This window comes from Streptomyces sp. NPDC049541 (assembly GCF_044465725.1).
GTDB lineage: Bacteria > Actinomycetota > Actinomycetes > Streptomycetales > Streptomycetaceae > Streptomyces.
This window is the reverse complement of the sequence record NZ_JBITLY010000003.1, coordinates 711714-734605: the sequence shown is the minus strand read 5'-3', so window position 1 is coordinate 734605 and position 22892 is coordinate 711714. Positions and strand designations below refer to the sequence as shown.

24 protein-coding genes are annotated in these 22892 nt (G+C 71.0%); 7 read left to right on the top strand and 17 right to left on the bottom strand.

What is annotated here, in order from left to right:
* Positions 1–55: 55 nt before the first annotated feature.
* Positions 56–652, top strand: coding sequence for a TetR/AcrR family transcriptional regulator (locus tag ACIBW9_RS15700; RefSeq protein ID WP_398955143.1), 597 nt, complete (start codon positions 56–58; stop codon positions 650–652).
* 14 nt (positions 653–666) lie between these two features.
* On the opposite strand, the gene ACIBW9_RS15695 is transcribed toward ACIBW9_RS15700, so the two are convergent.
* Positions 667–1362: a M23 family metallopeptidase gene (locus ACIBW9_RS15695; protein ID WP_398955141.1), complete on the bottom strand. Its 696-nt coding sequence runs from the start codon at positions 1360–1362 to the stop codon at positions 667–669.
* 449 nt (positions 1363–1811) lie between these two features.
* Here ACIBW9_RS15695 and ACIBW9_RS15690 point away from each other — a divergent pair, with 449 nt between their 5' ends.
* A complete protein-coding gene (locus tag ACIBW9_RS15690; protein WP_398955139.1) occupies positions 1812–2411 on the top strand; it encodes an HAD family acid phosphatase in 600 nt (199 codons plus the stop codon).
* Between the two features lie 68 nt (positions 2412–2479).
* Here ACIBW9_RS15690 and ACIBW9_RS15685 read toward each other — a convergent pair whose 3' ends face one another.
* Positions 2480–5005 carry an ATP-dependent Clp protease ATP-binding subunit gene (locus ACIBW9_RS15685; RefSeq protein ID WP_115906674.1) on the bottom strand — a complete coding sequence of 842 codons (2526 nt, stop codon included), beginning with the start codon at positions 5003–5005 and terminating at the stop codon, positions 2480–2482.
* Positions 5006–5437: 432 nt separating this feature from the next.
* On the opposite strand from ACIBW9_RS15685, the gene ACIBW9_RS15680 reads away from it, so the two are divergent.
* Positions 5438–6049 (top strand): SCO3374 family protein, encoded by a 612-nt coding sequence (locus ACIBW9_RS15680; RefSeq protein ID WP_398955136.1) that lies wholly within the window; start codon positions 5438–5440, stop codon positions 6047–6049.
* A gap of 8 nt (positions 6050–6057) precedes the next feature.
* Here ACIBW9_RS15680 and ACIBW9_RS15675 read toward each other — a convergent pair whose 3' ends face one another.
* The 10 genes from ACIBW9_RS15675 to ACIBW9_RS15630 form a co-directional block, all read right to left on the bottom strand.
* On the bottom strand, positions 6058–6393 hold the full coding sequence (locus tag ACIBW9_RS15675) for an Lsr2 family protein (protein ID WP_007498879.1): 336 nt from the start codon (positions 6391–6393) through the stop codon (positions 6058–6060).
* Positions 6394–6690: 297 nt separating this feature from the next.
* Positions 6691–7242 (bottom strand): amino-acid N-acetyltransferase, encoded by a 552-nt coding sequence (locus tag ACIBW9_RS15670; protein WP_398955134.1) that lies wholly within the window; start codon positions 7240–7242, stop codon positions 6691–6693.
* Between the two features lie 9 nt (positions 7243–7251).
* Positions 7252–7695, bottom strand: a complete 444-nt coding sequence (locus ACIBW9_RS15665; RefSeq protein WP_398955131.1) for a BlaI/MecI/CopY family transcriptional regulator — start codon at positions 7693–7695, stop codon at positions 7252–7254.
* A gap of 144 nt (positions 7696–7839) precedes the next feature.
* Positions 7840–8019: a hypothetical protein gene (locus tag ACIBW9_RS15660; RefSeq protein WP_266958539.1), complete on the bottom strand. Its 180-nt coding sequence runs from the start codon at positions 8017–8019 to the stop codon at positions 7840–7842.
* Between the two features lie 72 nt (positions 8020–8091).
* Positions 8092–8757, bottom strand: a complete 666-nt coding sequence (locus tag ACIBW9_RS15655) for a hypothetical protein (RefSeq protein ID WP_398955250.1) — start codon at positions 8755–8757, stop codon at positions 8092–8094.
* Positions 8758–8886: 129 nt separating this feature from the next.
* Positions 8887–9684: a type III pantothenate kinase gene (locus tag ACIBW9_RS15650; protein ID WP_030942637.1), complete on the bottom strand. Its 798-nt coding sequence runs from the start codon at positions 9682–9684 to the stop codon at positions 8887–8889.
* A 9-nt stretch (positions 9685–9693) separates the two neighbouring features.
* The gene (gene nadC, locus ACIBW9_RS15645) at positions 9694–10671 is read right to left on the bottom strand and encodes a carboxylating nicotinate-nucleotide diphosphorylase (protein WP_398955129.1); all 978 of its coding nucleotides are present in this window, start codon (positions 10669–10671) and stop codon (positions 9694–9696) included.
* A gap of 5 nt (positions 10672–10676) precedes the next feature.
* Positions 10677–12398: an L-aspartate oxidase gene (locus ACIBW9_RS15640; protein ID WP_398955127.1), complete on the bottom strand. Its 1722-nt coding sequence runs from the start codon at positions 12396–12398 to the stop codon at positions 10677–10679.
* Complete coding sequence (panC, locus tag ACIBW9_RS15635) at positions 12395–13396, bottom strand: pantoate--beta-alanine ligase (RefSeq protein WP_398955125.1); 1002 nt, start codon at positions 13394–13396, stop codon at positions 12395–12397. The genes ACIBW9_RS15640 and panC overlap by 4 nt, the downstream gene beginning before the upstream one ends.
* Positions 13393–14322, bottom strand: coding sequence for a Rossmann-like and DUF2520 domain-containing protein (locus ACIBW9_RS15630; RefSeq protein ID WP_398955123.1), 930 nt, complete (start codon positions 14320–14322; stop codon positions 13393–13395). The genes panC and ACIBW9_RS15630 overlap by 4 nt, the downstream gene beginning before the upstream one ends.
* 185 nt (positions 14323–14507) lie before the next feature.
* Between ACIBW9_RS15630 and ACIBW9_RS15625 the strand changes: the two genes are divergently transcribed.
* Positions 14508–15758 (top strand): threonine aldolase family protein, encoded by a 1251-nt coding sequence (locus ACIBW9_RS15625; RefSeq protein WP_398955121.1) that lies wholly within the window; start codon positions 14508–14510, stop codon positions 15756–15758.
* On the opposite strand, the gene ACIBW9_RS15620 is transcribed toward ACIBW9_RS15625, so the two are convergent.
* The 4 genes from ACIBW9_RS15620 to ACIBW9_RS15605 form a co-directional block, all read right to left on the bottom strand.
* A complete protein-coding gene (locus ACIBW9_RS15620) occupies positions 15748–15963 on the bottom strand; it encodes a hypothetical protein (protein ID WP_398955119.1) in 216 nt (71 codons plus the stop codon). The two genes, ACIBW9_RS15625 and ACIBW9_RS15620, sit on opposite strands and share 11 nt — an antisense overlap.
* Before the next feature lie 103 nt (positions 15964–16066).
* On the bottom strand, positions 16067–16699 hold the full coding sequence (locus ACIBW9_RS15615) for an AAA family ATPase (RefSeq protein WP_398955117.1): 633 nt from the start codon (positions 16697–16699) through the stop codon (positions 16067–16069).
* A gap of 50 nt (positions 16700–16749) precedes the next feature.
* Positions 16750–17421, bottom strand: coding sequence for a response regulator (locus tag ACIBW9_RS15610; protein WP_398955115.1), 672 nt, complete (start codon positions 17419–17421; stop codon positions 16750–16752).
* An 82-nt stretch (positions 17422–17503) separates the two neighbouring features.
* Positions 17504–18703 carry a sensor histidine kinase gene (locus ACIBW9_RS15605; RefSeq protein ID WP_398955113.1) on the bottom strand — a complete coding sequence of 400 codons (1200 nt, stop codon included), beginning with the start codon at positions 18701–18703 and terminating at the stop codon, positions 17504–17506.
* A gap of 118 nt (positions 18704–18821) precedes the next feature.
* On the opposite strand from ACIBW9_RS15605, the gene ACIBW9_RS15600 reads away from it, so the two are divergent.
* Positions 18822–19835 (top strand): SAM-dependent methyltransferase, encoded by a 1014-nt coding sequence (locus ACIBW9_RS15600; protein WP_398955111.1) that lies wholly within the window; start codon positions 18822–18824, stop codon positions 19833–19835.
* 27 nt (positions 19836–19862) lie between these two features.
* On the opposite strand, the gene ACIBW9_RS15595 is transcribed toward ACIBW9_RS15600, so the two are convergent.
* Positions 19863–21014, bottom strand: coding sequence for an NADH-quinone oxidoreductase subunit D (locus tag ACIBW9_RS15595; protein WP_398955109.1), 1152 nt, complete (start codon positions 21012–21014; stop codon positions 19863–19865).
* A gap of 31 nt (positions 21015–21045) precedes the next feature.
* Here ACIBW9_RS15595 and ACIBW9_RS15590 point away from each other — a divergent pair, with 31 nt between their 5' ends.
* A complete protein-coding gene (locus ACIBW9_RS15590; RefSeq protein WP_398955106.1) occupies positions 21046–21558 on the top strand; it encodes a PH domain-containing protein in 513 nt (170 codons plus the stop codon).
* Entirely contained in the window at positions 21555–22892 is a 1338-nt protein-coding gene (locus tag ACIBW9_RS15585; RefSeq protein WP_398955104.1) for a PH domain-containing protein, read from the top strand. Before ACIBW9_RS15590 ends, ACIBW9_RS15585 begins: the two co-directional genes overlap by 4 nt.

The following is a 22892-nucleotide window of genomic DNA, read 5'->3' as shown; positions in this document are numbered from 1 at the left end:
GGAAGTTAGCCCCGCAACTAGCCGGGCGTCAAGTAAGTTTCTCTGGAGTGCGAGGATGGGCGGCACCATGGACGGCACCAAGCAGCAGCGCCGCGGAGACACCCGCCAGCGCATTCAGGACGTGGCGCTCGAACTCTTCGCCGAGCAGGGCTACGAGAAGACGTCGTTGCGCGAGATCGCCGAGCGCCTCGAGGTCACCAAGGCGGCGCTCTACTACCACTTCAAGACGAAGGAAGAGATCCTCGTCAGCATCTTCGACGACCTCTCCCAGCCGATCGTGGAACTGATCGAGTGGGGCAAGCGGCAGCCGCAGTCGCTGGAGACCAAGCACGAGATCATCCGCCGTTACAGCGACACCCTGGCCGGCGCGGCCCCGCTCTTCCGCTTCATGCAGGAGAACCAGAGCACGGTCAAGGAACTGCGCATCGGCGAGATCTTCCGCAACCGCATGATGGGCATGCGCGACATCCTCATCGACCCGGACGCCGAACTGATCGACCAGGTGCGCTGCGTGAGCGCGATGTTCACGCTGCATGCCGGGATGTTCGCACTGGGCGACATCGAGGCCGACCCCGAGGACAAGCGCAAGGCGGTACTCGAGGTCGCCACCGACCTGGTGACGCGGGCGCACCAGGCCTCCCACCCGTCCTAGGCCACCGGCCCGCCTCAGACGGTCACACCCTTGGCGCGCAGGAACGCGACCGGGTCGACGGCCGATCCGTAGTTCGGGTTCGTACGGATCTCGAAGTGCAGGTGCGGGCCACTGGAGTTACCGGTGTTCCCGGACCGGGCTATGTGCTGCCCGGTGGCGACCACCTGGCCGACCCTGACGTCGATCCGCGACAGATGGGCGTACTGCGAGTAGGTCCCGTTGCCGTGCCTGATCACGATGGCGTTGCCGTACGCGGGCCCGTCACCGGCGCCGTTGCCGCCGGCCTTGACGACGGTGCCACCGTGCGCGGCGACGACGTCCGTGCCGCTCGGCACCGCGAAGTCCTGCCCGCTGTGGGTGGACTGCCACATGCCGCCGGCCTGGTTGAAGCTCGCGGACAGCCGGTACTTCTCCACCGGGTGCATCCACGAGGCGGCCTTCCTGGCGGCAGCGGCCTTGGCGGCCTTCTCGGCGGCCGCCTTCTTGGCCGCGGCGGCCCGGGCGGCCTTCTTCGCGCTCGCGGCGGCCTTGGCCTGCGCGGCGGCCTGCGCCTTCACGGCGCTGGCCGCACTGGACGCGGAAGTGGCATCGGCAGCGGCCGCGACCCCTGCTCCCAGCACGACTGACATTCCGAGGCCGGCGGCCAGGACGGCCGCGCGGCTGCGCAGCAGGGACGTACGGGAGGAGCGGGACGTGACACGCGAAGACATGGAAACCTCGGGAAGACGGGGGCAGAGAAAACCACCCGGCGCACAAGCGGCTGCCGGATGGACCATCCCTTGGTAACCCCGAGACCCGCCAAGCCCAAAACGTGTGATGTACGACGGGCACTAGTACTTCAGCCCAAAACTTCCCTCTTCTTGACACGGCTCCAATAACGGATGAATCGGTATGCGACGGCAGAATCACCCCTGGGGTTCCAGAAGCGCGCCCCCCTTTTCCCTCCCGTGGCCCGCCCACTATCCGCCCTAGTAACGGCCGAATCGCCTGTGCGTCATGTCACCGCCCGGCAAGATCCACCCTCCCCGCGAAACACCCCGTCATGTGACGCACGTCTCTGGCCACTTACCACCCAGTAACCCTACGGTTCCCCTCACGCCACCCTCGGCGCCGAACATGCACAGGACAACGGCATACGGACGTGAGAGGACCCCCCACCATGACGAGCAGACGCCCCTGGGCGCTCCGCGCAGTGGTCACCGCAGTCTCCGCAGCTGCCCTCGTGGCCCTGGCCACCCCCGCCGACGCAGCGACGAGCGCCTCGGGCGTGGACTACGCGACCTGGCAGAAGGACTGCCAGACGGTCATGGACCAGGCGCTGCCCTATCTGAAGGAGCGGATCGCCGCGGCCCAGCCGGGCGAGAAGCAGGCGATCGTCCTCGACATCGACAACACCGCGCTGGAGACGGACTTCGGCTTCAGCTTCCCGCAGCCGGCCAACAAGCCCGTGCTGAACGTCGCTGAGTACGCCCAGGAGCACGGCGTCTCGCTGTTCTTCGTCACGGCCCGCCCGGGCATCATCTACGCGCCCACCGAGTGGAACCTGGAGCACGACGGCTACGACGTCTCCGGCCTGTACGTCCGCGGCTTCTTCGACCTGTTCAAGGACGTCGCCGCCTACAAGACCGCCCAGCGCGTCGACATCGAGAACAAGGGCTACGACATCATCGCGAACATCGGCAACAGCGCCACCGACCTCTCGGGCGGCCACGCCGACAAGACGTTCAAACTGCCGGACTACAACGGGCAGTTGTCGTAACCGCGGGCAGACATGACGAAGGGGCCGGTGCCCGAAAGCACCGGCCCCTTCTGACGTAGCCGTGAGGCCTACGCCTCCTTGCTCAGGTTCGGCCCGGCACCGCCGGCCGCCTGTTCGATCGGCGGGACGTCGGGCAGCGCCGACTTCTCCTCGCCGCGGAACGTGAAGGTCTGGCTGTCGCCCTCGCCCTCGGTGTCGACGACCACGATGTGACCGGGACGCAGCTCACCGAAGAGGATCTTCTCGGAGAGCGTGTCCTCGATCTCGCGCTGGATGGTGCGGCGCAGCGGCCGCGCGCCCAGCACCGGGTCGTAACCCTTCTTGGACAGCAGTTCCTTGCTGGACTGGGAGAGCTCGATGCCCATGTCCCGGTCCTTGAGGCGCTCGTCCACCTTGCTGATCATCAGGTCGACGATCGCGAGGATGTCGGCCTGGGTCAGCTGCGGGAAGACGACCACGTCGTCGACGCGGTTGAGGAACTCGGGGCGGAAGTGCTGCTTGAGCTCGTCCGAGACCTTGTTCTTCATGCGCTCGTAGTTGGACTTGGTGTCACCCTGGGCCGCGAAGCCCAGGTTGAAGCCCTTGGAGATGTCCCGCGTGCCGAGGTTGGTCGTCATGATGATGACCGTGTTCTTGAAGTCCACGACCCGGCCCTGGGAGTCGGTCAGACGACCGTCCTCCAGGATCTGCAGCAGCGAGTTGAAGATGTCCGGGTGGGCCTTCTCGACCTCGTCGAAGAGGACGACGGAGAACGGCTTGCGGCGGACCTTCTCGGTCAGCTGGCCGCCCTCCTCGTAGCCCACGTAGCCGGGGGGCGAACCGAAGAGACGCGACACCGTGTGCTTCTCGCTGAACTCCGACATGTCGAGGGAGATCAGCGCGTCCTCGTCACCGAAGAGGAACTCCGCGAGGGCCTTGGACAGTTCGGTCTTACCGACACCGGACGGGCCGGCGAAGATGAACGAACCACCGGGACGCTTCGGGTCCTTGAGGCCCGCGCGCGTACGACGGATCGCCTTCGACAGCGCCTTGACGGCGTCGACCTGGCCGATGACCCGCTTGTGGAGCTCGTCCTCCATGCGCAGCAGACGCGAGGACTCCTCCTCGGTCAGCTTGAAGACCGGGATGCCGGTGGCGGTCGCGAGGACCTCGGCGATCAGCTCGCCGTCGACCTCGGCGACGACGTCCATGTCGCCGGCCTTCCACTCCTTCTCCCGCTTGGCCTTGGCGGCCAGGAGCTGCTTCTCCTTGTCGCGGAGGGAAGCGGCCTTCTCGAAGTCCTGCGAGTCGATCGCGGACTCCTTGTCGCGGCGCACGCCCGCGATCTTCTCGTCGAACTCGCGCAGGTCCGGCGGCGCGGTCATCCGGCGGATGCGCATCCGGGAACCGGCCTCGTCGATCAGGTCGATCGCCTTGTCCGGCAGGAAGCGGTCCGAGATGTACCGGTCGGCCAGCGTGGCGGCCTGGACCAGCGCCTCGTCGGTGATGGAGACGCGGTGGTGGGCCTCGTACCGGTCGCGCAGACCCTTGAGGATCTCGATCGTGTGCGGCAGGGACGGCTCGGCGACCTGGATGGGCTGGAAGCGGCGCTCGAGGGCCGCGTCCTTCTCCAGGTGCTTGCGGTACTCGTCCAGCGTGGTCGCACCGATGGTCTGCAGCTCACCGCGGGCCAGCATCGGCTTCAGGATCGAAGCGGCGTCGATGGCGCCCTCGGCGGCACCCGCACCGACCAGCGTGTGCAGCTCGTCGATGAACAGGATGATGTCGCCGCGGGTGCGGATCTCCTTGAGCACCTTCTTCAGGCGCTCCTCGAAGTCACCGCGGTAGCGGGAGCCCGCGACCAGCGCACCGAGGTCCAGGGTGTAGAGGTGCTTGTCCTTGAGGGTCTCGGGCACCTCGCCCTTGACGATGGCCTGGGCGAGACCCTCGACGACGGCGGTCTTGCCGACGCCGGGCTCACCGATCAGGACCGGGTTGTTCTTGGTACGGCGGGACAGCACCTGCATGACCCGCTCGATCTCCTTCTCGCGCCCGATGACCGGGTCGAGCTTGGACTCACGAGCGGCCTGGGTGAGGTTCCGGCCGAACTGGTCGAGGACCAGGGACGTCGAGGGGGTGCCCTCGGCAGGCCCGCCGGCGGCGGCGGTCTCCTTGCCCTGGTAACCGGAGAGCAGCTGGATGACCTGCTGCCGCACCCGGTTGAGATCTGCGCCCAGCTTGACCAGGACCTGGGCGGCGACGCCCTCGCCCTCACGGATCAGGCCGAGCAGGATGTGCTCCGTGCCGATGTAGTTGTGGCCCAGCTGAAGGGCCTCGCGGAGCGACAGCTCCAGGACCTTCTTGGCACGGGGGGTGAAGGGGATGTGCCCGGACGGGGCCTGCTGGCCCTGGCCGATGATCTCCTCCACCTGCTGGCGGACCGCCTCGAGCGAAATCCCGAGGCTCTCAAGGGCCTTGGCGGCGACACCCTCACCCTCGTGGATCAGGCCCAGGAGGATGTGCTCGGTGCCGATGTAGTTGTGGTTGAGCATCCGGGCTTCTTCCTGAGCCAGGACGACAACCCGCCGCGCGCGGTCGGTGAACCTCTCGAACATCGTTAATCGCTCCTCAGAGCGGTCAGGCAGTGGGGGGAACTTCCCCTCCCTGTCCTTCCGCAGCTTAGTCCCGCAAGCGGGGACCGCTCATTCCAACTGCCGACACCGTCGATGGCCTCCTGACCCCGCTAACGCCGACATCTGCTCCAACCCGATGGTGCGAGACGATGTTCCCGCAGGCCAGGTGGTTACCCTCACCATCAGTACGCCGATGGCGAACGTGAGACCACCTTGCCTGCGTGTCGCCCCCTCCCACTAGGGATGTCTTACCCGCTGGGACTGACACTCCATGCCGCGCGCACCGGTTCGCTCCGCTATGGGCGAACAACCTTGCGCTACCCCGCACCCCCGCACGCCCCCTTTTTCGGCACCCTGCGCATCTGACAGGACACACAGCGTAACTCGCATGCTCTTCGGACGGTTGCCCTTGGCATGGTTGGCAGCCTCCCCACGGTCCCGCTCCCCCGTCGGCCGCTCGATCCGGACGATCGGGTCGGCCGGTTCTACGAGAACGAACTGGGCTGGGCGACAGTGCCCCCGCGCACGGGAAGCCCCGGGTCTCCGGTACGGCTCCGCGTGGGCGACCGCTTCGACGTCCTGGACGTCCCGGCCGAGGCGGGCCGGGCGGGCCTGCGCCACCTCGCGCCGGCTTCCCCGGTGGCCCTGCAGGGCGGCCGGATGCGGCTGCTGGTGGCCACGGGCAGCGCGGAGGAGCTGCCGGGGCTGCTGGACTGGCTGGAGTGGGGGGCGCTGCCGCTCGACCTGAGGGCGCTCGGCACGGGCTGCGCCATGGACGCGCCGCTGCCGCCCGGGATGCAGCCGGCGGGCGTACGGCGGGTGGGACACTCGGGCGTGCAGGGGGCCGCCGTATGGCTGCGGCCCCCCGAGCCGGGGTGTGCGGTCGAGGCCTCGCTGCCGACGCTGTCGGCTGTGAGGGGCGGTGGGGGCGCCCCCGATCTCGTGCGACTTGTGGACACGGTGGCAACGCACTGCCACCGGTTGCGGCTGCGGCGCGCGTGCGTCCAGCCGTTGGCCCTGCCGTAGGCCAGCGATCAGGCGTTGGCCTTCTCGTAGGCCTCGCGGATGGACGCCGGGACACGGCCGCGGTCGTTGACCTCGTAACCGTTCTCCTTCGCCCAGGCGCGGATCTGCGCGGTGTCCTGGCTGCCGCCGGAAGCGGCGCGTGCCTTTCCGCGTCCGCCCGAAGCGCGGCCTCCGGTGCGACGACCACCCTTCACGTAAGGCTCGAGAAGGCCACGGAGCTTGTCCGCATTGGCGGTCGTGAGATCGATCTCGTAAGTCTTGCCGTCCAACGCGAACGTGACGGTCTCGTCCGCCTCGCCGCCGTCGAGGTCATCGACAAGAAGGACCTGAACCTTCTGTGCCACCGGATTTCCTTTCATCCATAACTTGAGGGCCGGGGGCCTGCGGCGTCCGCCGTTTCGCCGTCCCCTGTTATATGCAGTACTGCAGTACGTCGGAAAGCAAACCGCTTTTGCCGGAAAAACACAAACCCCTTGGAGAGACCGATCGAGAGACCGATCGAGAGACTGAGCGAGAGAGCGAGCGCGAGACCCGGTGCGGGCCGACTCCCGGGCAGAGACCCACTCCGTCCGGAAACATGCGCGTTTCGGACATAGGGAACCAGGGCATGGGCGGGCGGAATACGTCTCGGTGATCGGCGATCACAGATGCAGAAGCATCCGGCTGTTGCCCAAGGTGTTCGGTTTCACCCGTTCGAGACCCAGGAACTCTGCTACGCCTTCGTCATAGGAACGCAGTAGCTCCGCGTAGACATCGGTGTCGACGGGCGTCTCCCCGATCTCGACGAAGCCGTGCTTGGCGAAGAAGTCCACTTCGAAGGTCAGACAGAAAACGCGACGAACGCCCAGCCAGCGCGCGGTGTGCAGCAACTTCTCCAGCAACCGGTGTCCGACACCGGCGCCCTTCAGGCCGGGCTTCACCGCAAGAGTGCGGACTTCCGCGAGGTCTTCCCACATCACATGCAGCGCACCGCAGCCGACCACCTCGGCGTTGTCGTCCCGTTCGGCGACCCAGAACTCCTGGATGTCCTCGTAAAGGGTGACCGTCGCTTTGTCGAGCAGGATGCGGCCGCGTACGTAGGTGTCAAGGAGACGACGCACGGCTGCGACATCGCTGGTGCGGGCCCGCCGGACAGTGATGGCTTTAGCGCTGACTTCGGGGCCTTCGGGACCTTCGGGACTCACAGCTGACATGAGCGGACGCTATCGCCCGTCGCCCTCCTGTGCCGCCCCGGGGTTCTCGCCGGCGGTATCGCTGCCGGTATCCGGGGCCGCTTCGGCTGTTTCCGGCCCTTGGACGATGCGTACGGCGTCGCTGAGGGCCCCTCGCTGTTCCTCGCTCATCATCCCGAAGAAGGCGACGAGAGCGGCTGCGGGGTTGTCGCTCTGCGACCAGGCGTCGTTCATCAGCGCGGCCGCGTAGGCAGCCCGGGTGGAGACGGCCTCATATCGATAGGCGCGGCCTTCCGCCTCCCGGCGCACCCAGCCCTTCTGATGGAGATTGTCCAAAACGGTCATCACCGTGGTGTACGCGATGGACCGTTCCTGCTGAAGGTCTTCCAGGACTTCTCGAACGGTCACCGGGCGGTTCCACTTCCACACCCGCGTCATGACCGCGTCTTCGAGTTCTCCCAATGGGCGAGGCACACCTCAGCACAATAGTGGGAGAACTCCCCATTGGCGTCCCGGACGGGCACTTTCACCGTCATACGGGAACAAAAAGGGCGTACGACCCGAAGCCGCGAGCGCGCGGGAGAGCCGTACGCCGAGGGGGCGCCGTCCGGGAGGGACTCAGCCGTCGGTCTTGGCGGGGCCCTGCCGGACCCCTTCCGCGCGCGCGATGGCGGCATCGACGGCCGCGTCCTCCTTGGCCTTGTTGGCCCCGCCCTGGGTCTTCACGATCACCCTGATCACGCCGATGAAGAACACGGCCATGACGACCGGGGGCACAAGCGCGGAGACGTAGTCCATGCGTCCAGGGTAGCCACGGGCCGGCGGGGCGGGCGGGGCGGGGTTGGGGTGGTTTCGACGGTTCGGGCCGGGTCAGCCGGCCGCGAGGTGCCGGGGCGGGTTGGAGCCGGACGGAGGGGTCGGTTTGCGGCGCGGGAAGACCTCGCCCGGGGTCGGGATCGGGCGGGCCGGTTTCGGGGCGGCGGGGGCGGGGGCGGGGGCCGGCTTGGGAGCCGCCGGCTTCTCGGCGGGCTTCTTCTCAGGCTTCCTGGCGGGGTCCCGTTCGACGTCCGGCCCGAGATGCCTCTCGATGCCCTTGAGGCCGCCCTGGAGGGCCGTGAGGCGGTTGCGGGCGGCAGGGACGGTGGGCGCGGCCGGGCGGGCCGGATCGCGCGCGAGGCGGGCGCGTACGTCCTGCTCGGCCAGCATCCGGCAGCGCCCCAGGAGCACGGAGGCGGCCGGGTTGCCGCGCAGCGCCCGGAGGGCGGCGAGGTCGTCGGGGTCCGGGCGGTACCCGGCGCCCAGCGCCTCCTCCAGGAGGACGAGGTAGTCGGCGGTGGTGCCGGGCAGGGCGGCGCGGTAGCGCGCGAGGTCGGCCACCAGGAAGGCACGCAGTCTGGCGCCCTCGCGCATCGCCTCGTCGAGCGACTCGGCGAGACGGAGGCAGTCCTGGACGTCCCCGGCAGGAGTGGGGCCTGGCTGAAGGGCGAGGGCGAGGGCGCGGCGGAGCACACGCAGCTCCTCCACGCCGAACGCCATGCCGCCGCGTGATCCGTATGGCGTGGGCATGCGGCGACGATACGCGCTAATCAGACAAATTCGACATATTTCGCTACAGGGGATGGGTGTGGCGTGGCCGGGCCACCCGGTTGCGCCGCGGGACCGGCCTCACATGCGCGCCACGTTCCGCTCGTACACCAGCCGCAGTCCGACCAGAGTCAGCCACGGCTCGTGCTCGTCGATCACCGAGGACTCGCCCAGCACCATCGGTGCCAGTCCGCCGGTCGCGATCACCGTCACGTCGTCCGGGTCCTCCGCCAGCTCCCGCGCCATCCGGCTGACGACCCCGTCGACCTGGCCGGCGAACCCGTAGATGATCCCGGACTGCATCGCCTCGACCGTGTTCTTGCCGATCACGCTCCGCGGCCGGGCCACCTCGATCTTCCGCAGCTGTGCGCCGCGGACGCCGAGCGCCTCGACGGAGATCTCGATACCGGGCGCGATGACGCCGCCGATGTACTCCCCGCGCGCGGAGACGGCATCGAACGTCGTCGCCGTACCGAAGTCCACGACGATCGCGGGCCCTCCGTACAGCTCGACCGCCGCCACCGCGTTGATGATGCGGTCGGCGCCGACCTCCTTGGGGTTGTCGGTCAGGATCGGCACGCCCGTCTTCACGCCCGGCTCCACCAGCACCGCGGGCACGTCGCCGTAGTACCGGCGCGTCACCTCGCGCAGCTCGTGCAGCACGGACGGCACGGTCGCACAGATCGCGATCCCGTCGATGCCGTCGCCCAGTTCGTCGCCGAGCAGCGGGTGCATGCCCATCAGGCCCTGCAGCAGCACCGCCAGTTCGTCCGCCGTGCGGCGCGCGTCGGTGGAGATGCGCCAGTGCTCGACGATGTCGTCCCCGTCGAAGAGGCCCAGGACGGTGTGCGTGTTCCCTACGTCGATCGTCAGCAGCATGGCCGGTACCTACTCCGCCGCTCGCAGGTCGAGACCGATGTCGAGGATCGGCGAGGAGTGGGTCAGGGCCCCTACGGCGAGGTAGTCGACGCCGGTGTCGGCGTACGCCTTCGCGTTCTCCAGGGTGAGCCGGCCCGACGCCTCCAGGGCTGCGCGGCCGTGCACGAGCGCCACCGCCTCCTCGCACTCCCCGGGCGTGAAGTTGTCCAGGAGGATCAGGTCGGCGCCGGCGTCGACGACCTCGCGCAGTTGGTGCAGGGTGTCGACCTCGACCTCGATCGGGACGTCCGGGAAGGCCTCCCGTACGGCCTTGAAGGCCTGGGCGACCCCGCCCGCGGCGACCACGTGGTTGTCCTTGACCAGTGCCGCGTCCGAGAGCGACATGCGGTGGTTGACGCCGCCGCCGCAGCGGACCGCGTACTTCTCCAGGGAGCGCAGCCCCGGGGTCGTCTTGCGGGTGTCACGCACGCGTGCCTTGGTGCCCTCGAGAACGTCCGCCCACGCGCGCGTGGCGGTCGCGATGCCCGACAGGCGGCACAGGATGTTGAGCGCGCTGCGCTCGGCGGTGAGCAGGTCACGCGTGCGCGTGGTGACCGACAGGAGCTTCTGCCCGGCCGCCACCCGGTCGCCGTCCTCGACGTGCCGCTCGACCTCGAACTCGTCCGTGCAGACCACCGAGAGCACCGCTTCGGCGACCCTGAGGCCGGCCACGACACCCGCCTCGCGCGCCGTGAAGTCGGCGGTGGCGACGGCCTCCTCGGGGATGGTGGCGACGGTCGTCACGTCCACCCCGTGGTCGAGATCCTCCTGGATGGCGACATTGGCGATGTCCTCGACCTCCACGGGGTCGAGTCCGGCGTCGGCCAGCAGCTGCGCGAGCGCGGGGTCGAGCCCGCACTCCAGGTACTCCGCGTCGGCGTCCGCGCCGCAGGCACAGCCGTCGCCGCAGCCTGAGGACGAGGCGAGGGGAAGGTCGGGGGTGCTCACTTCTGTCACTGCTCCTGGGGACGGTGCTGCTGCCGGGTCGGGGGGAAGTCTGGGGTGTCCGTGGTGTGTACGGCCAGCGTCCGGTCGGGATTCAGCCGTACGACGATGTGGCGCCGCCACGCGCTGTCGTCGCGCTCGGCGCGGTCCTCGCGCCAGTGGCAGCCGCGCGTCTCCTCGCGCAGCAGGGCGGCGGCGACCAGGACGCGGGCCACGCACAGGAGGTTGGTGGCCTCCCAGGTGTCGACGCCGGGCTCGGACGTCTTGCCGTTCTCGTCGAGGGCGTCGCGGGCCTCGGCGTGCAGCTGCTGGAGCTGTTCGGCGGCCTTGGCGAGGGAGTCCGCGGAGCGCAGCACGCCCGCGCCGTCCGTCATGATCCGCTGGATCGCGAAACGGTCCTCGGGGGCGAGGAGGGGGTGAGCGGGCACCTCGGGGTGCTCGACGGGTTCGGGCACGCGCGCGTGGAGGCCGTTCTCCGCGTGGGCGGCGGCGATGTCCTCCGCGATGCGCTCGGCGTAGACGAGGCCTTCGAGGAGGGAGTTGGAGGCGAGGCGGTTGGCGCCGTGCACGCCGGTGCACGCGACCTCTCCGCACGCGTACAGGCCGGGGACGGTCGTACGGCCGTGGGAGTCGGTGCGGACGCCGCCGGAGGCGTAGTGGGCCGCCGGGGCGATCGGGATGGGGTCGGTGACCGGGTCGATGCCGTGGGCGCGGCAGGCGGCGAGGATCGTCGGGAAGCGCTGCTCCCACATGTCGGCGCCGAAGTGCCGGGCGTCGAGGAACATGTGCTCGGCGTCCTGCTCCAGCATGCGGCGCAGGATGCCCTTGGCGACGACGTCCCGGGGCGCCAGTTCGGCCAGTTCGTGCTGCCCCAGCATGAAGCGCACACCGTCGGCGTCGACCAGGTGCGCGCCCTCACCGCGTACGGCCTCGGAGACCAGGGGCTGCTGGCCCTCCGCGTCGGCGCCCAGGAACAGCACCGTGGGGTGGAACTGCACGAACTCCAGGTCGGAGACCTCCGCGCCGGCGCGCAGGGCGAGCGCCACGCCGTCGCCGGTGGACACCGAGGGGTTGGTGGTCGCGGAGAACACCTGGCCCATGCCGCCGGTCGCGAGGACGACCGCGGGGGCGTGCACGGCGCCCACGCCGTCGTGCTGGCCCTCGCCCATGACGTGCAGGCTCACACCGGCCGTGCGGCCCTCGGCGTCGGTGAGCAGGTCCAGCACCAGCGCGTTCTCGATGGTGCGCAGCCCACGCGCGTGCACGGCCTCGACGAGCGCCCGGGAGACCTCCGCGCCGGTCGCGTCGCCACCCGCGTGCGCGATGCGGCGGCGGTGGTGGCCGCCCTCGCGGGTGAGCTGCAGGTCGCCCTCTTCGGACTCGTCGAAGTGCGCGCCGGTCGCGATGAGGCGGCGCACGGCGTCCGGCCCCTCGGTGACGAGGATCCGTACGGCGTTCTCGTCGCACAGGCCCACGCCCGCCACCAGGGTGTCCTCCAGGTGCTGTTCGGGGGTGTCACCCTCGCCGAGGGCGGCGGCGATGCCGCCCTGCGCCCAGCGGGTGGAGCCGTCGTCGAGGCGGGCCTTGGTGACCACGACCGTCTTCAGGCCGGCGGCCTCGCAGCGCAGGGCGGCGGTGAGGCCGGCGACGCCGGAGCCGACGACCACGACGTCCGCGGCGATCGACCACCCGGGGGCGGGGGCGTGCAGTCGTATGCCTGTGCTGGTCACGAGGCGGCTCCGGGGGTTCCGAATACGAGTGGGATGTTGTCGATCAGCCGGGTCGTCCCGACCCGGGCGGCGACGGCGAGGACGGCCTCACCGTTGAAGTCGTCGTCGATCTCGGTGAAGTCCGAGGGGTCGACGAGGGCCAGGTAGTCCAGTTCGAGCGGCGGCGTGAGCCGCGCCGCGTCGTCGAGGATCAGCCGGGCGGCCGCGCGGACGGCCGTCGGGGCGCCCGGGAGGGCCTTCGCGACGGCGTGCGCGTCGGCGGCCGCGCGGGACTCCCCTATGGCGCTGAGCGCCTCGGCACGCGCGTGCGTGGCGGGCACCTCGCGGGCCCGTGCGCGCAGCGCCTCCTGGGCCGCGTGCCGGTCGCTGCCCGCGAACAGCGCGCGGGAGAGGCTGAGCGCCGTGCGCCGCTGCTCGGGCGAGAGGTAGCGGTTGCGGCTGGAGAGGGCGAGGCCGTCCTCCTCGCGCACGGTGGGCACGCCGACGATCTCGACGCCGAAGTTCAGGTCCCGCACCATGCGGCGGATCAGGGCGAGCTGCTGGGCGTCCTTCTGGCCGTACAGGGCGAGGTCGGGGCGGGTGAGGTGCAGCAGCTTGGCGACGACGGTGAGCATGCCGTCGAAGTGGCCGGGGCGCGAGGCGCCCTCCAGGCGCGCCCCCATGGGGCCCGCGCTGATGCGGACCTGGGGCTCGCCCCCCGGGTAGACCTCGTCCACCGAGGGCGCGAACACCACGTCCGCGCCGGACTGTCCGGCGAGCTCGAGGTCGGCGTCCAGGGTGCGCGGATAGCGGTCGAGGTCCTCGCCCGCGCCGAACTGCAGGGGGTTCACGAAGACGGTGACGACGACCTCGCCGTCCGGCCCCGCGAGTTCGCGCGCGGTACGGATCAGCGTGGCGTGGCCCTCGTGCAGGGCACCCATGGTCATCACCACGGCGCGGCGGCCGGCACGCGTGCGTGCGTGCAGTTCGTCGGCGGTGCGCAGCAGGGTGGTGGTCATCGGGCGTCTCCCTCGGCGCCGTTGGTCCCGGTGGCGAGTACGCCGAGGAGGTCCTCGGCGAGTTCCGGCTTCAGCAGCCCGTGGGCGAGCGCCCGGTCTGCGGTCGCGCGGGCCATCGCGAGATAGCCGGCGACGGTCTGCGGGGCGTGCTTGCGCAGCTCCGTGACGTGCGCGGCGACCGTGCCGGCGTCCCCGCGCGCGACAGGGCCGGTCAGGGCCGCGTCGCCGGAGCGCAGTGCGTTGTCGAGGGCGGCGCCGAGCAGCGGGCCGAGCATCCGGTCGGGGGCCGCGACGCCCGCCTCGCGCAGCAGCTCCATGGACTGGGCGACCAGCGTGACCAGGTGGTTCGCGCCGAGGGCGAGCGCCGCGTGGTACAGCGGGCGCATCTCCTCGGCGATCCACTCCGGCTCGCCGCCCATCTCGATCACGAGCGCCTCGGCGGCCAGCCGCAGCTCCTCGGGCGCCGTGACCCCGAAGGAGCACCCGGCGAGGCGCTGGACGTCCACGGGGGTGCCGGTGAAGGTCATCGCGGGGTGCAGGGCCAGCGGCAGCGCGCCCGCGCGCAGGGCGGGGTCGAGGACCTTGGCGCCGTACCGCCCGGAGGTGTGCACGAGCAACTGCCCCGGCCGCACGGCACCGGTCTCGGCGAGCCCCTCCACCAGGCCGGGCAGGGTGTCGTCCGGGACGGTCAGCAGGACCAGGTCGGCGCGCTCCAGGACCTCGGCGGGCGGCACCAGCGGCACATCGGGCAGCAGCTGCGCGGCGCGCCTCCGGGAGGCGTCGGAGACTCCGGAGACGGCCACCGGACGGTGCCCGGCGAGCTGGAGGGACGCGGCCAGGGTGGGGCCCACACGACCGGCGCCGACGACGCCTACGGTGAGCCGCGCGGGACGGTCCCTGGGGTCTGGCTGTTGGCTTGTACTCACGCGACGGCGGCCTTCCCGTTCCAGTCCGCTCCGGGTACCGGACGATTTCTCGTCATGTTAACGCGATCGGTTCGAAGGGCGTCCGGTTGTCCACAGGCTGTGGGTTACGCCACGGCGCCGCGGGCGACGGAAAGCCTGTGGAAATCCGGGTGCCCGCCCGTCCCTCGCCCGGCATGATCCGGGGTATGAGCGACACGGCGCAGCAGGTCGAGGGGCACTCCGACCCGGCATCGGACGAAGAACGGATATCAGACGAACAGCGGCGAAAGCGGCGCCGTAAGCGGCGCATCGGCGTGCACAGGAGCGCGGAGCGCGTCCTCGCGCGCCCCGGCTTCCTGGATACGCTCCGGGAGCGCCTGGCGCTGCTGGACGGCGTGCAGGACCTGTACGACCTGGACGAGCCGGCGGACATCTACGGCAACGGCGTCGTCGAGACTCTGGAGGAGAAGGTCGCGGGGCTGCTCGGCAAGGAGGCCGCGGCGTTCTTCCCGACGGGCACCATGGCGCAGCAGGTGGCGCTGCGCTGCTGGGCGGGCCGCACCGGCAGCCCCACCGTCGCGCTGCACGCACTGGCCCACCCCGAGGTGCATGAGCGGAACGCGTTCAGCCAGGTCAGCGGGTTGCGCCCGGTACGGGTGGCGGGCGGGCCGCGGCTGCCGACCGCCGACGAGGTACGCGACTTCGAGGAGCCCTTCGGGGCGCTGATGCTCGAACTGCCCCTCAGGGACGCCGGTTTCGTGCTGCCGTCCTGGGAGGAACTCACCGAGGTCGTGGTGGCCGCCCGCGAAAGGGACGCCGTCGTGCACTTCGACGGCGCACGCCTGTGGGAGTCCACCGTCCACTTCGGCCGCCCCCTGGACGAGATCGCGGACCTCGCGGACAGCGTCTACGTGTCCTTCTACAAGTCCCTCGACGGCTTCGGCGGCGCCGCGCTCGCGGGCCCGAAGAGCCTCATCGAGGAGGCGAAGACCTGGCGGCACCGGTACGGCGGCCAGGTCTTCCAGCAGTTCCCGACGGTGCTGTCGGCCCTGGCGGGGCTGGAGCGTGAGCTGCCCCGGCTGCCCGAGTACGTCGCCCACGCGCGCGTGGTGGCCGGTGCGCTGCGCGAGGGGTTCGCGGCGGCCGGAGTGCCCTGGGCGCGCGTCCTCCCCGAGGTGCCGCACACCAACGAGTTCCAGGTCTGGCTGCCGTACGACCCGGACGTGCTCGCGGAGGCCGCCATCAGGCACGGGGAGGAGACGGGCACCCTCCTGTTCGCGGACGCCTGGGACCCGAAGGGCCCGGGCCTGGCGTTCACCGAGGTGTCCGTCCGGGCCGCGGGCCTGGAGTGGACGGCCGAGGACGTGAAGTCGGCGGTCGCCGAGTTCGTGTCCCGGCTCGAAGAGGAGGCCGGCAAGGCGGAAGCCGTCGGCGCGGCCGGGACGGTCAGCAGGTAGAGCGCGGCCGCGGGGGCAGCCACCGGCCCAGGGCCTGCCGTGTCCGCCCGTGGGCCGCACGCCCGGCGAGGACCGTACGGAACTGCCGCCGGGCCCGCACCCCGCGTACGACCCGCCGGTCTTCGGCCCTGGGCGCGGGCGGGGCCGGTTCGCCGAGCTTCCGGGCCCGGTAGGTGTCGAGGAGGTACTGCTGGGTGATGCTCATGGCTGTCCGCCTTCCGGGGACGTGGACACGGGATTCGTGGGCTCCGCGGTCGCCCCGGTGCTCCAGGCTGCGCCGCCGCGGCCGAACTTCCTGCGGAGGGCCGTCAGTCGAAGCGGATGTGCCGGATTCCCACCCGCAGCTGCCGCATCCGCGTCCTGAGCGTGCCCTCGTTGTTCGGCCGGAGCCTCAGTCCGGCCAGTACGGCGATGCGGTCCGCCGTCTTCGGCACGGTCGAGTGGTCCGTCCACAGGTGTTCGGCGAACTCCGGCTCCTGCAGCCGCTCCAGGCAGTGGTCGAGCTGCTGCACGGCCCAGGTCTCCCTGCCCAGGCCGGAGTTCTTCCCGGTGACGTACTGAAGGAGGTGTCCGAGACCGCGTTCACGCAACCGCCTGAGGACTGTCTCCCGCTGAGCAAGGAGAGTGAAATGGCGTACGTCGTGGCCGAGTTCACGCAGCCGGCCGACGGTCTCCTCGAAGCAGACCTGGTCGGTGACCGTCATGGGCACGATCACGACCCCTTCCCGTTTGGTGAGGGCGAGGTCGAGCACCTCGACGACGCCCTGCCGCCAGGAGGCCAGGTCCTGGAAGTCTCCGCGCAGTTCGGGTGGGAGCATCCGGCGCAGACCGAAGCCGGGGTGCTCGGGGTCGCAGATCACGCTGCCGGGCAGGCGCCGCTGGATCTCGTGTGCGGTCTGTGTCTTGCCACCGCCGAAAGGGCCGTTGATCCACAGGAGCATGCGCAGACCCTAGTGGGCGCCGGTTGCGCGGGAATCACGCGCCCGGCGGCTCAGCCGTGCCCGCCCGCGCGCACCAGACCCGTCTCGTACGCCAGGACCACCACCTGCACCCGGTCCCGGAGCCCCAACTTGGTCAGGATGCGGCCCACATGGGTCTTCACGGTCGCCTCGGACAGCACCAGCCGGGCCGCGATCTCACCGTTGGACAGTCCCTGCGCGACCAGGATCATGACCTCGCGCTCGCGTTCGGTGAGCCGCTCCAGCTCCTTGTGCCGGGGCTCCTGCCCGACGCTCGGCAGCATCGGCGCGAACCGGTCGAGCAGACGGCGCGTGGTCGAGGGTGCCACCACCGCGTCGCCGCTGTGCACGGCGCGGATGGCGGCGAGGAGTTCACCCGGCGGCACGTCCTTGAGCATGAATCCGGAGGCGCCCGCCTTCAGCCCCGAGAAGGCGTACTCGTCGAGGTCGAAGGTGGTCAGGATCAGCACCTTCGGCGGCTCGGGCTCCGAGCAGATGCGGCGGGTGGCCTCCACCCCGTCCAGCTTCGGCATGCGCACGTCCATCAGCACCACGTCGACGGCGGTCGCGCGCAGCACCTGGAGGGCCTCGACGCCGTCCCCCGCCTCCGCGACGACCTCCATGTCCGGCTGGGCGGCGAGCACCATCCGGAACCCGGTGCGCAGCAGCACCTGGTCGTCGACGAGCATCACGCGGATCGTCATCGGGACCTCTTCCGTTCTCTTCCGTTGCGGCGGTTGCCGTCCCCTGGTCATGACAGGTGTCAATGCGGGGCGTACTGAGGTGTCAGTGTGCGGGTTTCAGCGGGAGCAGCGCACTGATCCGGAATCCGCCGCCGGGGCGCGGCCCCGCGTCCAGGGTGCCGCCGACCATACCGACCCGTTCGCGCATGCCGATCAGGCCGTGGCCCTGGCCGTCGGCGCCGCCCTCCTCGTACAGCTCGTGCGGGGCGCCCTTGCCGTCGTCCTCGACGAGCAGGCCGAGGCCGTCGTCGAAGTAGACCAGGCGCACGCTGGCGCCCGCGTTGGGACCGCCGTGCTTGCGCGTGTTGGTCAGCGCCTCCTGCACGATGCGGTACGCGGTCAGCTCGACGCCGCTGGGCAGCGGGCGCGGGGTGCCCTCGACCTTGAAGTCGACGGGCAGACCGGACGTGCGGCACTGCTCGATCAGCTCGTCGATCTGGTCGACGTCGGGCTGCGGAACGTACTCGCCGGCCTCCGTGTGCTCGCCGGTGCGCAGTACGCCGAGCAGGCGGCGCATCTCGGCGAGGGCCTGGCGGCCGGTGGAGGAGATGGTCTCCAGGGCCTTCTTTGCCTGGTCGGGGGCGGCGTCCAATACATAGGCGGCGCCGTCGGCCTGCACCACCATCACCGATACGTTGTGCGCGACGACGTCGTGCAGCTCGCGGGCGATCCGGGCGCGTTCGGCCGCGACCGCGACCTTGGCCTGCGCCTCCCGCTCCTTCTCCAGCCGGGCGGCGCGCTCCTCCAGCTGCGCGAAATAGGCGCGGCGGGTGCGGATGGAGTCGCCGAGCACCCAGGCGAGCGCGAACGGCACGGTCAGGAAGACCGCCTTCGCGGCGTTCCCCAGCGCGCTTCCGTCCAGCGGCCAGCGCGTCTGCGCCATCGGCGCCGCACACAGCCCCACGGCCAGCGCGAGCCTGGAGGCCCATCGGTTGCCCGTCGTGGCCACCGTGTAGACGATCACCAGCATCGCGAAGTCGGCGGCCATCGTCTGGACGTTCAGCGCCAGCTGCGCCAGGCCGAGGCCGATCGTCAGCAGCAGCATCTTCTCCGGCAGGCGCCGGCGCAGCGCGATCACCAGGCACAGCAGAAACGCGATCGGAACGATCAGCGCCGGTGAGTCGGTACCCCGGACCGCCGAACTGGCGGTTCCGCTCAGCAGCGAGATCCCGAACAGGAAGACGGCCCAGAGGGTGTCGACCCCTGTCGGGTGTCTGCGGAGGAAGTCATAGAGGCGCTGCACGTAACCCAGCGTAGGGAAGCGAGATGCGTGCAGGGGTCAACCGGAGGACCGATCCGCGCCCGGCGCACATACTCCCCAAGGTGGAGGCCCCCCTCTCCTGCGCGCTTAGCCTGGCCCGGTGGCGGAAGAGACATCGAGCCGGTGGCTGGGCTGGCGGGCGGCGGCCCAGGGCGCGCTGTACGGGCCCGGTGGGTTCTATCGCAGGCCGGAGGGCCCGGCCGGGCACTTCCGTACGTCCGTGCATGCGTCCCCGCTGTTCGCCCAGGCGGTGGCACGGCTGCTGTGCCGGGTCGACGAGGCCCTGGGGCGGCCCGGCGCGCTGGCCTTCGTCGACATGGCGGCGGGCCGGGGTGAGCTGGCCGGCGGGGTGCTGACCGCGCTGCCCGCCGAGGTGGCGGCACGCACGCGTGCGTACGCCGTCGAGATCGCCGGCCGCCCGGCGGGCCTCGACGACCGGATCGAGTGGCTCGGCGAACCGCCCCAGCAGGTCACCGGGCTGCTGTTCGCCAACGAGTGGCTGGACAACGTGCCCGTGGACGTCGCCGAGGTGGACGCGGAGGGCGTGGCGCGGCAGGTGCTCGTACGGCAGGACGGGGCCGAACGGCTCGGGGCGCCGGTCGGCGGTGCCGAAGCGGAGTGGCTCGCCCGGTGGTGGCCGCTGCCGGCCGAGGAGGGACTGCGGGCCGAGATCGGGCTCCCCCGGGACGAGGCATGGGGGGCCGCGGTCTCCTCGCTCGACCGGGGGCTCGCGGTCGCCGTCGACTATGCGCACACCCTGGACACGCGCCCCCCGTTCGGCACGCTCACCGGCTTTCGCGCGGGGCGCGAGACGGCGCCCGTGCCGGACGGGTCGTGCGACATCACGGCACATGTCGCCCTGGACGCATGCGCGGCGCACGGGTCGGCGCGGACACCCTCCGGCGCGCGCCTCCTGCCACAGCGCGATGCCCTGCGCGCCCTGGGCATCACCGGCGCGCGCCCCCCGCTCGCACTCGCATCCAGCGAGCCCGCCGCATACGTACGAGCCCTCGCGAGCGCCGGTGAAGCCGCCGAACTCACCGCACCGGGCGGCCTCGGCGACTTCGGCTGGCTGCTGCAGCCGGTGGGCATCGCGGACCCGCTCGCCGGCTGACCGCGCGCGCCCCCGGCCCCCGCCGCGCTACTTGTCGATGTCCCCGACCACGAAGAACAGCGACCCCAGGATCGCCACCATGTCCGCGACCAGCGTCCCCGGCAGGAGTTCCACGAGCGCCTGGATGTTGTTGTACGAGGCCGAGCGCAGCTTCAGCCGGTACGGGGTCTTCTCGCCCTTGCTGACGAGGTAGTAGCCGTTGATGCCGAGCGGGTTCTCGGTCCACGCGTAGGTGTGCCCCTCGGGCGCCTTCAGGACCTTGGGGAGCCGCTGGTTGATCGGCCCCGGCGGCAGCTCGGCGAGCCGGTCGAGGCAGGCGTCGGCGAGGTCGAGGGCGACGTGGGTCTGCTCCAGGAGCACCTCGAAGCGGGCGAGACAGTCGCCCTCCTGCCGGGTGACGACCTTCAGGGTGTCCTGCAGTTCGCCGTACGCCAGGTAGGGATCATCGCGGCGCAGGTCGAAGTCGACGCCCGAGGCGCGCGCGATCGGCCCGCTCACGCCGTAGGCGTGCACCGTCTCGGGCGCCAGCACGCCGACGCCCCGCGTGCGCCCCCGGAAGATCTCGTTGCCGAGCACCAGGTCGTCGTAGACGTCCATGCGCGAGCGGACGGCGGCGACGGCGGCACGCGCGCGCGTGGCCCAGCCCGCGGGCAGGTCCTCCTTGAGGCCGCCGACGCGGTTGAACATGTAGTGCATACGGCCGCCGGAGACCTCCTCCATGACGTTCTGGAGGACCTCCCGCTCCCGGAAGGCGTAGAAGACCGGGGTGATGCCGCCCAGCTCCAGCGGGTACGAGCCCAGGAACATCAGGTGGTTGAGCACCCGGTTGAGCTCCGCGAGCAGCGTGCGCGTCCACACCGCGCGCGTGGGCACCTCCATGCCGAGCATGCGCTCCACCGCGAGGACCACGCCGAGCTCGTTCGAGAAGGCCGACAGCCAGTCGTGGCGGTTGGCGAGCATGATGATCTGGCGGTAGTCGCGCGCCTCGAACAGCTTCTCCGCGCCGCGGTGCATGTACCCGATGACCGGCTCGGCGCGCGTGATGCGCTCGCCGTCCAGCACCAGGCGCAGCCGCAGCACGCCGTGCGTGGACGGGTGCTGCGGTCCGATGTTGAGCACCATGTCGGTGCTCTCCGCGGCGCCGCCGATACCGACCATGGTCTCCGTCGTAGGAGTCATGGAGTCAGTCTCTCCTACGTACGCTGACCGTATGGAGACGGGGAGCCCGCAGAGCACGGGGACGACGGGGGACGAATCGGTGGAGCCGGTGTGGATCGGGCTGCCGCCCGGGCTGCTGCGGATGCGCCGGCTGCTGCTGGTGGTGTGGCTGGGGCTGCTGGCCCTTGCGCTTGGCCTGCTGCTGGGGCTGCTCGCCGGGACCGGCTGGGCCGCATTCGCGCTGTTGCCGCTCGCGCTCATGGCCTGGGGATGGGTACTGCTCGGCCGCAACTGGCGCTCCTGGCGGTACGCCGAGCGCGCCGACGACCTGCTGATCAGCCGGGGCGTGCTGTGGCGCGAGGAGACCGTCGTGCCGTACGGGCGGATGCAGCTGGTCGAGGTGACCTCGGGGCCCGTCGAGCGGCACTTCGGGCTGGCCAGCGTGCAGCTGCACACGGCGGCCGCGGCGACCGACGCGACCATCCCGGGGCTGGACCCGGCCGAGGCGGAGCGGCTGCGGGACCGGCTCACCGAGCTCGGCGAGGCCCGATCGGCGGGTCTGTGACCGCGCCGGGCGTCGAGGACGCCGTAGCCGCGAAGGAACCCGTCATCGAGCGGCGGCTGCATCCCGTGACGCCGCTGAGGCGGGCATGGGCGCCGGTGGCCGTGGTCATCGGGTGGGCCCTGCACGATCCCGACCAGGCGCAGCAGCAGCTGACCCGGCTGACCACCACGACCCTCCTGATCGCGCTCGCCGTCCTGGTCCCGGCTGCCTCCCTGTACGGCTTCCTGACCTGGTGGTTCACGTACTTCGCGGTGACCGAGACCGAGCTGCGGATACGGACCGGTCTGCTGTTCCGGCGCACCGCGCACATCCGGCTGGAACGCATCCAGGCCGTCGACGTCACCCAGCCGCTCCTCGCGCGCGTGGCGGGCGTCGCCAAGCTGAAACTCGACGTTGTAGGGACCGACAAGAAGGACGAGCTCTCCTTCCTGGGGGAGCGCGAGGCGCGTGCGCTGCGCGCGGAACTGCTCGCGCGCGCCGCGGGTTTCGCGCCCGAGACGGCGCACGAAATCGGTGAGGCGCCCGCGCGCGAGCTATTGCGCACGCCGCCGCGCGATCTCGCGGTCTCCGTCCTGCTGACGGGCGCCACCTGGGGCTCCCTGGCCGCCGCGCTCGTCGTCCCGCCGGTGCTCTGGCTGGCCACCCACAGCGTGTGGACGGTCCTCGCGACCGGCCTGCCGCTGCTGGGCGCGGCGGGTGCGAGCAGCGCGGGGCGGTTCGTCGGCGAGTACGACTGGACGGTGGGCGAGTCACCGGACGGGCTGCGCATCGACCACGGGCTCCTCGACCGTACGCACGAGACGGTGCCGCCCGGCCGGGTGCAGACCGTGCGGATCGTGGAGCCGCTGCTGTGGCGGCGGCTCGGCTGGGTGCGGGTGGAACTGGATGTGGCCGGTTCGTCCAACTCCGTGCTGGTGCCGGTCGCTCCGCGAGCGGTCGCCGAGACGGTCGTCGCGCGCGTGCTGCCCGAGGTGACGGTGCCGTCGTCCAAGGCGCTGTCCCGGCCGCCTCGGCGGGCCGGGTGGTGTCTGCCGGTGTGGTGGCGGGGCCGGGCCATCGCCGTCACCGACACGGTGTTCGCCGCCCGGCACGGCCTGCTGCGCCGGAACCTGGCGCTCGTACCGCATGCGAAGGTGCAGAGCGTGCGGCTGGTCCAGGGGCCCTGGAAGCGGCTCTGGCGGCTCGCCGACGTCCATGTGGACACGGGAGCCGACAAGACCGTGACGGCCCGGCTGAGGGACGCCCAAGAGGCGGCCCACCTGCTCCAGGCACAGGCCGAGCGGTCCCGGACCGGCCGACGCGACGCACTGCCCGACCGGTGGATGGCGCCGTAG